10 protein-coding genes are annotated in these 13,495 nt (G+C 51.2%); 8 read left to right on the top strand and 2 right to left on the bottom strand.

The window, feature by feature from the left end; genetic code table 11:
• Window positions 1-246 precede the first annotated feature (246 nt).
• The 4 genes from iolE to iolI1 all read left to right on the top strand — a co-directional run bounded on the left by iolE (window position 247) and on the right by iolI1 (window position 4,471).
• Window positions 247-1,167: a myo-inosose-2 dehydratase gene (gene iolE / locus NA330_RS09950; protein ID WP_012601329.1), complete on the top strand. Its 921-nt coding sequence runs from the start codon at window positions 247-249 to the stop codon at window positions 1,165-1,167.
• Window positions 1,168-1,185: 18 nt separating this feature from the next.
• Window positions 1,186-2,196: an inositol 2-dehydrogenase IolG1 gene (iolG1, locus tag NA330_RS09945; protein WP_000172704.1), complete on the top strand. Its 1,011-nt coding sequence runs from the start codon at window positions 1,186-1,188 to the stop codon at window positions 2,194-2,196.
• Between the two features lie 97 nt (window positions 2,197-2,293).
• Window positions 2,294-3,637: a lysosomal glucosyl ceramidase-like type III secretion effector SrfJ gene (gene srfJ / locus NA330_RS09940; protein WP_023241859.1), complete on the top strand. Its 1,344-nt coding sequence runs from the start codon at window positions 2,294-2,296 to the stop codon at window positions 3,635-3,637.
• Window positions 3,638-4,471, top strand: coding sequence for a 2-keto-myo-inositol isomerase IolI1 (iolI1, locus tag NA330_RS09935; protein WP_000976927.1), 834 nt, complete (start codon window positions 3,638-3,640; stop codon window positions 4,469-4,471). It begins immediately after the preceding gene.
• Here iolI1 and NA330_RS09930 read toward each other — a convergent pair.
• Window positions 4,468-5,634: an MFS transporter gene (locus NA330_RS09930; protein ID WP_001111174.1), complete on the bottom strand. Its 1,167-nt coding sequence runs from the start codon at window positions 5,632-5,634 to the stop codon at window positions 4,468-4,470. The genes iolI1 and NA330_RS09930 overlap by 4 nt on opposite strands.
• 60 nt (window positions 5,635-5,694) lie before the next feature.
• Window positions 5,695-7,632 carry a bifunctional 5-dehydro-2-deoxygluconokinase/5-dehydro-2-deoxyphosphogluconate aldolase gene (locus NA330_RS09925; RefSeq protein ID WP_077908653.1) on the bottom strand — a complete coding sequence of 646 codons (1,938 nt, stop codon included), beginning with the start codon at window positions 7,630-7,632 and terminating at the stop codon, window positions 5,695-5,697.
• A gap of 416 nt (window positions 7,633-8,048) precedes the next feature.
• On the opposite strand from NA330_RS09925, the gene iolD reads away from it, so the two are divergent.
• The 4 genes from iolD to iolI2 all read left to right on the top strand — a co-directional run bounded on the left by iolD (window position 8,049) and on the right by iolI2 (window position 13,467).
• Complete coding sequence (gene iolD, locus NA330_RS09920) at window positions 8,049-9,989, top strand: 3D-(3,5/4)-trihydroxycyclohexane-1,2-dione acylhydrolase (decyclizing) (RefSeq protein WP_000849477.1); 1,941 nt, start codon at window positions 8,049-8,051, stop codon at window positions 9,987-9,989.
• Between the two features lie 180 nt (window positions 9,990-10,169).
• Complete coding sequence (gene iolG2 / locus NA330_RS09915) at window positions 10,170-11,192, top strand: D-chiro-inositol-2-dehydrogenase IolG2 (protein WP_000736098.1); 1,023 nt, start codon at window positions 10,170-10,172, stop codon at window positions 11,190-11,192.
• Window positions 11,193-11,264: 72 nt separating this feature from the next.
• Complete coding sequence (locus NA330_RS09910) at window positions 11,265-12,491, top strand: MFS transporter (protein ID WP_000661780.1); 1,227 nt, start codon at window positions 11,265-11,267, stop codon at window positions 12,489-12,491.
• 160 nt (window positions 12,492-12,651) lie between these two features.
• Window positions 12,652-13,467, top strand: coding sequence for a 2-keto-myo-inositol isomerase IolI2 (gene iolI2 / locus NA330_RS09905; RefSeq protein ID WP_001019386.1), 816 nt, complete (start codon window positions 12,652-12,654; stop codon window positions 13,465-13,467).
• The last annotated feature ends 28 nt before the right edge of the window (window positions 13,468-13,495 follow it).

Raw genomic sequence — 13,495 nt, 5'->3', positions numbered from 1 at the left:
TTTAATCGTCATGAGAATGGTCGCAATACTGCGGCCATTTTTATTTGTCGGTATATTTTATGCGTTTATCTATAGCGCGAAAAGTCTGGCAATATCATTAAAGAGTGATGATTTTTTTGTGATACCTGACGCATTTATCCCACTTCTTCAACCAGGATAGATAAAGTTTTTCAGGCTACAAAAAGTAATATGTTGTCCATCAAAGGTTAATTTGCATCGCGGTATGCAGTAAAAGCGTTTCATTAAGTGGGAGCCAGCAACATGTACAATGTAAAAAAGAGCATTAAGTTGGGGATTGCGCCTATCGGTTGGCGCAATGATGATATTCCTGAGATTGGTAAAGAAAATACATATAAACAAATACTTAGTGATGCCGCGCTCACCGGTTTTTCCGGGACGGAAGTTGGCGGTTGTTATCCGCAGGATCCTGCTGAGTTAAATAAAGAGTTAATGCTTCGCGGACTGGAAATACCAGGCCAGTGGTTTTCTTCCTTTATTATTCGCGATGGTATTGCATCTGCGATGAATGCTTTTGAACAGCATTGTGCTTATTTGCAGGCAATACATGCATATGTCGCCGTTGTTTCTGAACAAACTTATAGTATTCAAGGTATTATCGATAAGTGCGTTTATACAGAGAAGCCTAACTTCAGCGACAGCGAATGGCAGCTTTTATGCGAAGGACTTAATGCGCTTGGGAAAATTGCCAATGCGCACGGGCTGAAGCTCGCTTTCCATCATCATATGGGTACCGGTGTGCAGACTCTGCCGGAAGTGGATCGACTCATGGAGAATACCGATCCGCAATTTGTACATCTGCTGTTTGATACCGGGCATATATATGTTTCTGACGGCGATGTCATGCCGCTACTGAGTAAACATTTTGATCGTATTAAACACGTTCATTTTAAAGATGTGCGTAATGAAAAACTCAAAGCATGTCGCCTCGCGAAGAAATCATTCCTCAATTCTTTCCTTGATGGTGTGTTTACCGTCCCCGGCGATGGAAATATTGATTTTAAATCCGTATTAGCTTATCTGGTCGGGCATCAATATTCTGGCTGGATTGTTGTTGAGGCCGAGCAGGATCCTAAGAAATATAACCCATTGGAATATGCGCAAAAAGGTAAAAAGCATATTGATGAGTTACTGAAAAATTATCTTTAATTGAAAAGGAAACAGAAAATGACTTTAAAAGCAGGTATTGTAGGTATCGGCATGATCGGCTCCGATCACTTAAGACGTCTGGCCAACACCGTGTCGGGTGTAGAGGTTGTTGCCGTATGTGATATCGTCGCGGGTAGGGCGCAGGCGGCGCTGGATAAGTATGCGATCGAAGCCAAAGATTATAATGACTATCACGATCTGATTAATGATAAAGACGTTGAAGTGGTCATCATTACCGCATCAAATGAGGCGCACGCCGATGTAGCCGTTGCCGCGCTAAATGCTAACAAATATGTTTTCTGCGAAAAACCGTTAGCGGTGACGGCTGCGGATTGTCAGCGTGTGATTGAAGCAGAGCAGAAAAATGGTAAGCGCATGGTGCAGATTGGTTTTATGCGCCGCTACGACAAAGGTTACGTTCAGCTGAAAAATATTATCGACAGCGGCGAAATCGGTCAGCCATTAATGGTTCATGGACGTCATTACAATGCCAGCACGGTGCCAGAATACAAAACGCCACAGGCTATCTATGAAACATTGATTCATGAAATTGACGTTATGCACTGGCTGCTTAACGAAGATTATAAAACCGTTAAGGTTTACTTCCCGCGCCAGTCCAGCCTGGTGACCACTCTGCGTGATCCGCAGCTGGTTGTAATGGAAACCACCTCCGGCATCAATATTGTGGTTGAAGTATTTGTGAACTGCCAGTATGGCTACGACATTCACTGCGATGTTACCGGCGAGAAAGGAATGGCGGAGCTGCCAACCGTCGCCAGCGCCGCGGTACGGAAAGCGGCGAAGTATAGCACCGACATCCTGGTTGACTGGAAACAGCGCTTTATTGATGCCTACGACATTGAGTTCCAGGATTTCTTCGATCGCCTGAACGCAGGATTGCCGCCGGCAGGCCCAACGTCATGGGATGGTTATCTGGCTGCGGTCACCGCTGATGCCTGCGTGAAGTCTCAGGAAACAGGGAATACCGAGATTGTTGAATTACCCTCAAAACCTGATTTCTACAAATAAACCTTCCGCGTATTAAAACCTCCTGCCGGATAGCGATGCTTAAGCGTCCTATCCGGCATATCACAATTTATTATCTTCTTTTATCCGGAACTTCCCTATGAAAGGCAGACTCATCTCTTCCGATCCGTATCGTCAGCAATTCCTTGTTGAGCGTGCGGTCTCTTTTTCGCATCGTCAGCGTGATTGCAGTGAATTAATCAGCGTCTTACCGCGCCACACGTTACAGCAGATTGACGGATTCGGCGGCAGCTTTACCGAAGGTGCGGGCGTGGTATTCAACAGCATGAGCGAAAAGACGAAGGCGCAATTTCTTTCCCTTTATTTTTCTGCTCAGGAACATAATTACACTCTGGCGCGGATGCCAATTCAGAGCTGTGATTTTTCCCTGGGCAATTACGCGTATGTCGATTCCAGCGCTGACCTGCGACAGGGACGACTCTCCTTTTCCCGCGATGAAGCGCATTTAATACCGCTGATTTCCGGGGCGTTGCGGTTAAATCCACACATGAAGCTGATGGCTTCGCCGTGGAGTCCGCCGGCGTTTATGAAAACTAATAACGATATGAACGGTGGCGGCAAGCTGCGGCGCGAATGCTATGCCGACTGGGCCGATATCATTATCAACTACCTGCTGGAATACCGCCGCCACGGCATTAATGTGCAGGCGCTTTCCGTGCAGAATGAGCCGGTGGCGGTAAAAACCTGGGACTCCTGTCTGTATAGCGTGGAAGAGGAGACAGCCTTTGCCGTGCAGTATCTGCGTCCGCGCCTCGCCCGGCAGGGTATGGATGAGATGGAGATCTATATCTGGGATCACGATAAAGATGGCCTGGTAGACTGGGCTGAACTCGCCTTTGCTGACGAAGCTAATTATAAGGGAATTAACGGGCTGGCATTCCACTGGTATACCGGCGACCATTTTTCGCAAATACAGTATCTGACCCAGTGCCTGCCGGATAAAAAACTCCTGTTTTCCGAAGGCTGTGTGCCAATGGAGAGCGATGCCGGTAGCCAGATTCGCCACTGGCATACCTATCTCCATGACATGATTGGTAATTTCAAATCGGGTTGTAGCGGGTTTATCGACTGGAATCTGCTGCTGAACAGTGAGGGCGGGCCGAATCATCAGGGTAATCTGTGTGAAGCGCCCATTCAATACGATGCGCAAAACGACGTGCTGCGGCGTAACCACTCCTGGTATGGTATTGGCCACTTCTGCCGCTATGTGCGTCCGGGGGCGAGGGTCATGCTTTCTTCAAGTTACGATAATCTTCTGGAAGAGGTGGGATTTGTGAATCCCGACGGCGAGCGTGTGCTGGTGGTGTATAACCGCGATGTCCAGGAAAGGCGTTGTCGGGTGCTGGATGGCGATAAAGAGATCGCGTTAACGCTGCCGCCGTCAGGCGCCAGTACGTTGCTATGGCGGCAGGAGTCGATCTGAATGATGAAGCTGGGATTTAATGAAGCGACCTGTATGCGAAACTCCACGCTGGCACAGGATGTTGTGTTGGCGGAACGTTTTGGCTATGACTACATCGAAATCCGTCTGGATATGTTGCAGGAGTGGTTGCAGAAACATACGTTAAGCGAGCTGGCAGACATTTTCGCCGTCGGCCACCTTAAGCCCTGGGGCTACAATTCGCTGGAAGACATTACGTTTTGTGATAGCGAAAGCTGGGCGGAGAAACGGCGGCAGTTGGCTTTCGCCTGCCATGCTGGCTCAGTGGTGGGGGGTGATTGTCTGGTTGTGGTGCCCACCATTCGTCAGGGGGGAAATTTTCCGCCAGGGGAAACGGTGAAAGATTCAGTGAAGCGTCTGCGCGAGATGGCGGCAGTGGCGGAAGAAAGCCAGATGCGGCTGGCCTTTGAGCCGATCGGTTCCGCAGGATGCTGTGTGCGCAGTCTTGCCATGGCGATGGAGATCGTAGATGCGGTCGATCGCAGTAACGTCGGGCTGGTTGTCGATGCCTTTAATCTTTACCTGCACGATCAATGGCGGGATCTGACCACGCTTCGCCAGATCCCTGTGGAAAAGATCTTCGTTTACCATATTGATGACGCCGATAATCTGCCGCTGGCAACGCTGGAGCATTGCCATCGTCTGTTTCCTGGCAACGGCGTGATCCCACTGCATGAGATCACGCATGAGCTAGTGCAGAAGGGCTATGAGGGGATCTGTTCGCTGGAACTGTTTAACCCTGGCTACTGGCAGATGGCGGCCAGCGAAGTCTTTGCGATAGGGGCGGAAAAGACTCGCCCCTTCTTAACAGCTTAATGTTGCCGCAGCAGGAGATGGACAACCGCCGCGCCCAGCAGCGCGCAGGCCGCGGCCAGAAGAAAGACCTGCTGATAGCCGATAAACGGCGTCAGCAGGCCCGCTATTGGTCCGGTAAATCCGTAGGCCAGATCCTGAAACGCTGACCAGACGCCGAGGGCCGTACCACGAATCTCCGGCGGCACTCTGCGCACAACCTCTACGCCCAGCGATGGGAACATCAGCGAACAGCCGCAGCCGGTAATCGCCGCGCCAATCAGCGCAGCGCCTGCTGACGGAGCGGCCCACATTACCGCCAGTCCGGTCCCCTCTACCAGTAGTGAAAAGGTTGCGACCGTGGCGCCGCCGTAACGGTCGGGAAATTTGGCGCAGAAAAAGCGGACAGCGATAAACGCAATGCCAAATAGCGTCATCGCAAAACCGGTGTTATCCCAGTGACGCTCGTTGAACCAGAGGGCGGTAAACGCGCTTAGGGTGGCAAAACCAATGCCCTGGAGCACAAGCCCTGTTCCGGGCCGCCACACCAGGCCGACGACCCGTAGCACTGGCACGCGGGGACGGGCTGTTGGGATATTCCCCGGAATGCCATAGATGACTCCGCTGGCGATGATCGGCAACAGCACGACGAGGAGCGCCGGAAGCGCCAGGCCGGCCCTGGCGTAAAGCGACAGCCCCAGCGGCGCGCCGATAGCCAGCGCACCGTAGGTCGCCATGCCGTTCCAGGAAATAACCTGACCCGCGTGGGTCGAGCCCGCCAGCCACATCCCCCAGGTTAAATTACCGGTCAAAATGAAACTTTCACCGATGCCCAGCAGCACACGACCAACAATCAGTATGGCCCATGCGAGCAGCGGAACCGGGTGAGCGATTAGACTGACCAGCATCAGCAGACCTGATGCGGCGCAGTAGAACTGACCGGTGATAACCGTCCGACGTCCGCCTGACGTGTCGGCTTTTCGACCCGCGGCGCCCCGGGTAAGCAAGGTGGCGATAAATTGGCTGCCTACCGCGATACCGATCAACAGATCGCTCAGATGCAACTGCTGCTGAACGTACAGCGGCAGCATGACTAACGGGATGCCAATAGTCAGATAGTTGAGAAACATCGCGGCGCTGATGCGAAACAGCGTGATCGATGTGGAATGTTGTGTGAGAGCTGGCATGGAATCGTCCTTGAACACGCCCCTTGTCCGATGCAGACACGGGGCGTGATGAGGCAGGCATTAACGTGCCGGGCGGTATTCGCGCCAGTAGTCGATAAGCATGCGGTATTTTTGTTTCACCGTTGCGATGAGCTGTTCATCGTTAAGCTGGCCGCCTAACCACTGGCGTGACGGTTCGCCAAAGATGGTCCGGCCGACGGCGAAACCTTTCACCCAGGGCATATCCGCTGCTGCGGCGAATCCTGACTTCAACTCGCTTTCCGGTGCGTCCAGGCCAAGTATCAATATACCGCGACATTCAGGGTCATAATGCTCAATATGCTGGCTGATTTCTCGCCAACGATCAGGGCTCAACGGCGGCAGTTTCCACCAGTCCGGCAGGATCCCCAGTTGATAAAAACGTTCCACAATCTGGGGATAGTATTGCTCATTTTGGTCTGCCGCATCGCGCGGCAAGATGACTTCCAGCAGCAGATCGTGACCAGACTGGCAGCAGGCGCGGTAAACTTCGTCAATGAGCGCCTCTTGTTCAAGACGTACCGACTCTGCATCGAGTGGATGATAGAAGACCAGACATTTCACGACGTGCTCTTGCGGCCAGCTGACAAGCTGAGAGCCAATATCGCCATGTTCCAGCTTCAGCGGATACGAACCGGGCATCTCAACCGGTCGGCCAATCCACCATCCCTGGCCGGTCACGTCGTTAAGCGCCTGCTGACCAAAGGTGGTATCGGCAAGGATGCCGCTATTATTCTGTAAACCGGCCTCAAGCGCCGCCTGACGCGCCCCTTCCAGCAGTAGCATCTTCAGGGGAGGGATCGCGGATTCACTCGCGCCGACTTCATTTGCGATATCCACCAGTTGCTTGCGATGGTCGAAGGCGAATACGCACAGCTCCGGCCAGTGCTGTTTACGGGTTGTGACCCGATGAAGGTGATTCAGCCGCAGGTCTTTGTCTGGCCGGGTGATGGATTGTTCACGCGCGAGGTAGTCGTCCAGCTCTTTTTTGGTTGGCATGGCGGGGGCACAACCGTGGCGCGATACCACTAACGCGCCGCAGGCGTTTGCATAACGGCAGGCTTGCTCCCAGCTTTCATCGTTCAGGTATCCCCGCAGCAGTCCTGACATAAAGGCATCGCCCGCGCCCAGCACGTTCAGAACGTCTACGCGAACGCCGCTATGTATCTTCACCTGCGACCAGTCATCGGCGATGTTGCCTTCAAAGACTGAGCAGCCCAGCGCGCCGCGTTTGCACACCAGTACGGCCTGGGTCAACTGACGGACGCGCCGCAGGGCGGTCAGCGTGTCGGTACTGCCGCCGGCGATATGGAATTCTTCTTCGGTCCCAACGATCAGATCGAAATGGCGCAATACCTGCTGGAGCTGTTCGGTAACCTGTGATGAGGCGATGAAACGCGTTTCACCGTCTCCTAGCGACGTCAGGCCCCACAGTACGGGGCGGTAGTCGATATCCAGCGCCCGCCGCAGCCCGTGTTTTTGCGCATACTCCAGCGCTTTAAGAACGGCGGCGCGCGTATTGGGGTGAGAAAGATGGGTACCGGTGACGGCTAATGCGCGTGAAGAAGCGATGTAATCTTCGCGGATATCCTCGGGTGTTAGCGCCATGTCCGCGCAGTTATCGCGGTAGAAGATCAGAGGAAAGGTGTCCTGATCTTTAATGCCGAGGATCACCAGCGCGGTCAGACGATCGCGATCCGACAGCAGGCACTGCGTATCCACACCAACGCGGTTTAATTCTTCACGAACGAAACGTCCCATATGCTCATCGCCGACGCGGGCCAGCATAGCGGAACGTAATCCCTGAATGGCCGTGCCGTAGGCAACATTGCCTGACGATCCCCCTAAATATTTAGCGAAAGTCGTCATATCCTCCAGCCGCGACCCGATTTGTTGACCATACAAATCAACGGCGACTCGTCCCAGACAGATAACGTCCAGCGGCTTTTGCTCACTACTGACTGCTTTATTCATTGACATATCCCCTAACAGAAGACGGTGTTATTTTTGCTCATACTAAGGTTTGGTGATTTCATTTTCAATAAAAATGGAAATAATATTTTCATTTATTGTTTGAACAAGATCACAGAAATGGCATTTCCGGGCAACGGGTATGATCGTTTTTTGTTGTGTTTTTTGTTTTAATTGATTAATTATCAATGTGTTATTTCTTTTGAAAGCGCATGGAAGATAAATTTCATTTTCATGAAAAATACGCCTAACTGGCGAAATTTTTTAACCGTTTTTTGATCTCCTTCCCATAAATGAAATATAAATTCCATATAATTGTGAGAACGGAAATTTTGATCCTATGATAAGTCTCTGTGTTTTTGGGGCTGAAGCGATGCATAAGCAGGCAACGACAGCCGAACGGTTGATAAAAGCAGGTGGGGTACATGAAAACAATCAGGTTGACCATGGCGCAGGCTTTGGTGCGCTTTCTTGATAATCAGTACATCGACGTAGACGGCAGCGAAATCAAATTTGTAAAAGGGATTTTCGCCATTTTTGGCCACGGGAACGTCGTCGGATTGGGGCAAGCGCTGGAAGAGGACTGTGGCCAACTTAGCGTTCATCAAGGGCGTAACGAACAGGGAATGGCGCATATCGCGACGGGATTTGCCCGTCAGATGCGTCGCCATCAGATTTATGCCTGCACCTCCTCAGTGGGGCCAGGGGCCGCCAATATGATCACCGCAGCGGCGACCGCGACGGCTAACCGTATTCCACTGCTTTTGCTGCCGGGCGATGTGTACGCATCTCGTCAACCCGACCCGGTTTTGCAACAGGTTGAACAAGAACACGATCTGACGCTGAGCACCAATGACGCTTTCCGTGCAGTTAGCCGCTACTGGGATCGCATTACGCGTCCGGAACAGCTAATGAGCGCCTGTATCAGCGCGATGCGGGTGTTAACCGATCCGGCGGATACGGGGGCCGTGACGCTTTGCCTGCCACAGGATGTGCAGGGTGAAGCCTGGGATTATCCGGATTATTTTTTCGCTCGCCGGGTCTATCGTCTTGAGCGTCACGCGCCGACGGAGCCGATGCTGAACGAGGCGGTTGCGCTGATTCGCCGCCACCAGCGGCCGCTGATCGTTTGCGGTGGGGGAGTGAAGTATTCGCAGGCTGAAGAGGCGCTGCTGAGATTTGCCGAACGCTGTCATCTGCCGATTGCTGAAACCCAGGCTGGCAAGGGAGCGCTCAGTTCTGCACACCCGTTGAACGTCGGCGGGATTGGCGAAACCGGTTCACTGGCGGCGAATCTGCTGGCGCAGGAAGCCGATCTGATTATCGGTGTGGGGACGCGCTATACCGATTTCACCACCTCCTCAAAGTGGATCTTCCAGAATCCCGACGTGCGCTACTTAAATATCAACGTTAGCCGCTTTGATGTCTTCAAGCTGGATGGCGTACAGATGCAGGGTGACGCTCGCGTCGCCCTGACGCAGCTTAGCGAACGGCTGGCCCAGGAGCATTATGCTTCGCAATGGGGTGAGACTATTCACCGCGTCCGCTCGCAATATATGGCGGAAGTTGAGCGCGTCTATGCTGTGGAATATAGCGGAGAGGGCTTCAAACCTGAAATTGAGGATCATATGGATACTCAAAAGGTGTTTGAAGAGTTTAATGAGATTACGCGATCGTGGCTGACCCAGACGCGCGTGTTGGGCGTGCTTAACCGGATGTTGCCGGAAAACGCGCTGGTGGTGGCGGCGGCGGGCAGCCTGCCGGGCGACCTCCAGCGTGTCTGGCAAAGCCGCGGCGAGAATGATTACCACGTCGAGTACGGCTACTCCTGTATGGGCTACGAAGTCAATGCCGCATTGGGGGCCAAGCTGGCGCAGCCGGAACGCGAGGTGTACAGCTTCGTGGGCGACGGTTCGTTCATGATGCTGCACTCTGAGTTGGTCACTTCCGTCCAGATGGGGAAAAAGATTACCGTCATTTTGCTCGATAACATGACCAACGGCTGTATCAATAATCTGCAAATGGAACACGGTATGGACAGTTACTTCACCGAGTTTCGTTTCCATCAGCAGGAGAGCGGTCGTCAGGAAGGCGGGTTTATCCCGGTCGATTTCGCTCGCATCGCTGAAGGATATGGCTGTAAAAGCTATCGCGTCACCACCATTGAACAACTGCATGAAGCGTTGGAAGATGCTCGTAAACAGACCGTGAGCACGCTGATAGACATAAAAGTGCTTCCCAAAACGATGGTGCATAAGTACCTGAGCTGGTGGCGCGTTGGCGGGGCGCAGGTATCCCGTAGCGAACGTATCCAGGCGGTAGCGCGTATGCTTGAGGAACATATCGGACAGGCCCGGCAGTACTGATTAATTTGCCGTCGTTCAGGTTGCAGAAGTGTGGTTATTGTTCTGCAACCTGAACGATACAGCGTCAACGCATTGTTTGCTTTTCAGAACGGCAAAATAAAACGATCCGTTTTTCGCAGAATTACGGATGCTTTTCTTTTGCGGTTTTAAATTTACTATTCATGAGATTAAGAGGTACGAATGAAAAAGCTTCGATGTGGTGTTATTGGCCTCGGTCGGGTAGGTAAAATGCATGTTGAGAATATGTATTTACTGCCTCAATTAGATATTATCTGCGCCGCCGATTATTTTATTGAGGAGATGAGCGATTGGCTTTATTCGGTAAATATAACTTCAGGGTATAAAAATTATCAGGAACTTTTACAGCGTGATGATATAGAGGCAGTTTTTATTTTCACCTCAACGGATATGCACGAAGAGATCGTCACGGCGGCAGCGCAGGCGGGGAAGCACATTTTTTGTGAAAAACCGCTCAGCATGAATGAAGATGAGCAGGCCTCAATGGCGGTGCTGAGAAAAGTGAAAGAGAAGGGGGTGACGCTGCAGGTTGCCTTTAATCGCCGTTTTGATCCTCAGTTTCACGAGGTCTTTGAGCTGGTGCGCAGCGGCAAGATTGGTCGGCCCCAGATGATAAAAATCACCTCCCGCGATCCGGACCTGCTACCCCATGATCTGATCAAACGTATTGGCGGTCTGATTTTTGACTTCACCATGCATGACTTTGATATGGCTCGTTTTATGATGCAGGATGAAGTCAGCGAAGTCTATGTTAAGGGCAATACGCTGATTGATCCCAGCCTGAAAAATATTGATGATGTTGATACGCTTGCGGTGATGCTGACTTTCAGAAACGGCGGCTACGCGCTCATTGATAACAGCCGTCGGGCGGTATATGGCTATGACCAACGGGTGGAGGTTTTTGGCTCAGAAGGGATGGCGTATGCGGATAACGTTAGTGAATCGACGGTGAAAGTTTTCAACAGCCAGCACTGCATAATGAAAAATCCCCTTCCTGATTTCACGGTCCGTTATCGCGAAGCTTACCGAACGGAAATATTACACTTTATTGATTCAGTCCTGCATCATACGCCGGTTGTCTGTACCGGCGAAGACGCATTATTGGCCCAGCGTATCGCTATTGCCGCGCAGCAATCATTAAAAAGCGGGCTGCCGGTGAAAATAACAAGCGATATTTATCTTTAACTGCATCTGTTAATAATGAATAAACTCTCGCACTGAAAAGTGTGAGAGCTTTTCTATACCGAGGGTAATAAAATGAAAGAAATGCAGGCAACGCTGCCCCAGACATTTTATATAAAACCAGGTAAGTTTATCTGGAGCTACCTGGGAACATTTTTATTTATGTTGGGCGGCTGTATCGAGAACAGCTGGTTATCTGCCTGGTTAAATACGCAGGGATTTGATCAGGCGCATATCGGGCAGATTTTTGCCGGATATGGGATTGTGGTCGCGATCACCTCCTGGCTATCCGGCGTCTGTGTGGACGTTTTTGGTCCTAAAAAGGTGATGGTTACCGGTTTTATCGTCTATCTTCTGGCTTCCGTCGCGTTTCTGAACTTTGCGCTACCCAGCCATGATTTTGGCGCCATTCTCGTGACCTATATGCTGCGTGGCGTGGGGTATCCGCTGGTCTGTTACTCCTTCCTGGTACGCCTGACCATCCAGTTGGATAATCACCAGCAAGGGATCGGCACCTCGCTATTTTGGGTGGTCTATAACCTTGGTTTTACCATCATTGGGCCGGTAGTGGCGGCGTCGTTAATTCCTGCGTTGGGGCATATCAACGTGATGTGGGCCGGGATGGGCGTTGCGCTGCTGGGGGTTCTCTTCATGCTGGTGCTGGAACGCAATGAATTCATTCTGAAACCGCGAACGACGCCGGTCTTCAAAGAGTTATCTGCGGGTATCTCCATTATGTATGAACGGCCACGGATCGGTCTGGCGGTGATTGTCAAAACTATTAACGGTCTTGGCACCTATGGTTTTGTTGTCGTATTACCTCTGTTTCTGCTGGATAAGCACTTTACGCTTGAGGAATGGGCGAGTATTTGGGGGATTACCTTTATCTCTAACCAGGTCTTCAACATTATCTTTGGCTGGATGGGCGATAAAATTGGTTTTCGCCGAACCATCCAGATTTTTGGCAGCATCCTGACCGGTGTCGCTACGCTGATTGTTTACTGGGTGCCGATGATATGGGGGCATAACTATGTCGCCTTTATGCTGGCGATGTGTTTGTGGGGAGCCGGGCTGGCTGGCTTTGTGCCAATGACGCCGCTGGTGCCGATGATGGCGCCGGATAAGAAGGGGGCGGCGAACTCGGCCGTGAACTTTGGCTCCGGCCTGGGGAATTTCGTTGGGCCAGCGCTGGTCTCTGTTCTGGCAGGGTTCGGCACCGGCGTGGTGATGTATACTATGGCGGGGCTCTATTTATTCAGCGGCATCCTGGTGCAGTTTCTTAAAGTGCCTGGCGAGAAATAGCTTCAAATATTCTTCAAAAATCCCTTATAGCCTGTGATGTTCATCACTAAATTAAACCGGTTTTTATCAAGATTGATAAAGCCGGTTTTTTCACCCTACGTTAAATTGTACTAACGGATTACGGTTATTTACCCACTCATATACGTTCAGGGAGAAAATAATGAATATCGAAAAAACACGGTTTTGTATTAACCGGAAAATTGCACCGGGTCTAAGCATAGAAGCATTCTTTCGACTGGTTAAACGTCTTGAGTTTAATAAAGTGGAATTGCGTAATGATATGCCAAGCGGCAGCGTTACTGATGACTTGAATTATAATCAGGTGCGTAACCTGGCAGAAAAGTATGGACTTGAAATTGTTACAATTAATGCGGTCTATCCCTTCAACCAACTGACCGAGGAGGTAGTAAAAAAAACGGAAGGATTATTACGAGACGCGCAGGGAGTCGGCGCGCGGGCATTAGTTCTTTGTCCGCTGAATGACGGAACGATTGTGCCGCCGGAGGTTACGGTTGAGGCAATAAAACGACTGAGCGATCTCTTTGCCCGGTATGATATTCAGGGGCTGGTTGAACCTTTGGGATTCCGCGTAAGTTCGCTGCGTTCTGCCGTCTGGGCTCAGCAACTGATCCGGGAAGCAGGTTCCCCCTTTAAGGTTTTGCTGGATACCTTCCATCATCATCTGTACGAAGAGGCCGAAAAGGAGTTTGCGTCGCGCATTGATATTTCTGCTATCGGGCTGGTGCATTTGTCCGGTGTGGAAGACACCCGACCAACGGAAGCATTGGCTGATGAGCAGCGTATTATGCTGAGTGAAAAGGATGTAATGCAGAATTACCAGCAGGTGCAGCGTCTGGAAAATATGGGATATCGCGGTATTTACGCTTTTGAACCTTTTTCTTCTCAGTTGGCTTCCTGGAGTGAGGCGGAAATAGAGGAACAAATTAATCGCAGCGTGTCATTGCTGCTGCAATGATACAGCTAATTTTCAGGTGACCGTTTTC

Source organism: Salmonella sp. NW722, assembly GCF_051702785.1.
Classification (GTDB): domain Bacteria; phylum Pseudomonadota; class Gammaproteobacteria; order Enterobacterales; family Enterobacteriaceae; genus Salmonella; species Salmonella enterica.
Note: the sequence above shows the minus strand (reverse complement) of the source record. Positions and strands in the feature narration are given on the sequence as shown.

Excerpts from the sequence above, each read along its gene's own strand:
- iolG1 (WP_000172704.1), top strand. The coding sequence starts at position 1,186 with ATGACTTTAAAAGCAGGTATTGTAGGTATCGGCATGATCGGCTCCGAT.
- srfJ (WP_023241859.1), top strand. The coding sequence starts at position 2,294 with ATGAAAGGCAGACTCATCTCTTCCGATCCGTATCGTCAGCAATTCCTT.
- iolI1 (WP_000976927.1), top strand. The coding sequence starts at position 3,638 with ATGATGAAGCTGGGATTTAATGAAGCGACCTGTATGCGAAACTCCACG.
- NA330_RS09930 (WP_001111174.1), bottom strand. The coding sequence starts at position 5,634 with ATGCCAGCTCTCACACAACATTCCACATCGATCACGCTGTTTCGCATC.
- NA330_RS09925 (WP_077908653.1), bottom strand. The coding sequence starts at position 7,632 with ATGTCAATGAATAAAGCAGTCAGTAGTGAGCAAAAGCCGCTGGACGTT.
- iolD (WP_000849477.1), top strand. The coding sequence starts at position 8,049 with ATGAAAACAATCAGGTTGACCATGGCGCAGGCTTTGGTGCGCTTTCTT.
- iolG2 (WP_000736098.1), top strand. The coding sequence starts at position 10,170 with ATGAAAAAGCTTCGATGTGGTGTTATTGGCCTCGGTCGGGTAGGTAAA.
- NA330_RS09910 (WP_000661780.1), top strand. The coding sequence starts at position 11,265 with ATGAAAGAAATGCAGGCAACGCTGCCCCAGACATTTTATATAAAACCA.
- iolI2 (WP_001019386.1), top strand. The coding sequence starts at position 12,652 with ATGAATATCGAAAAAACACGGTTTTGTATTAACCGGAAAATTGCACCG.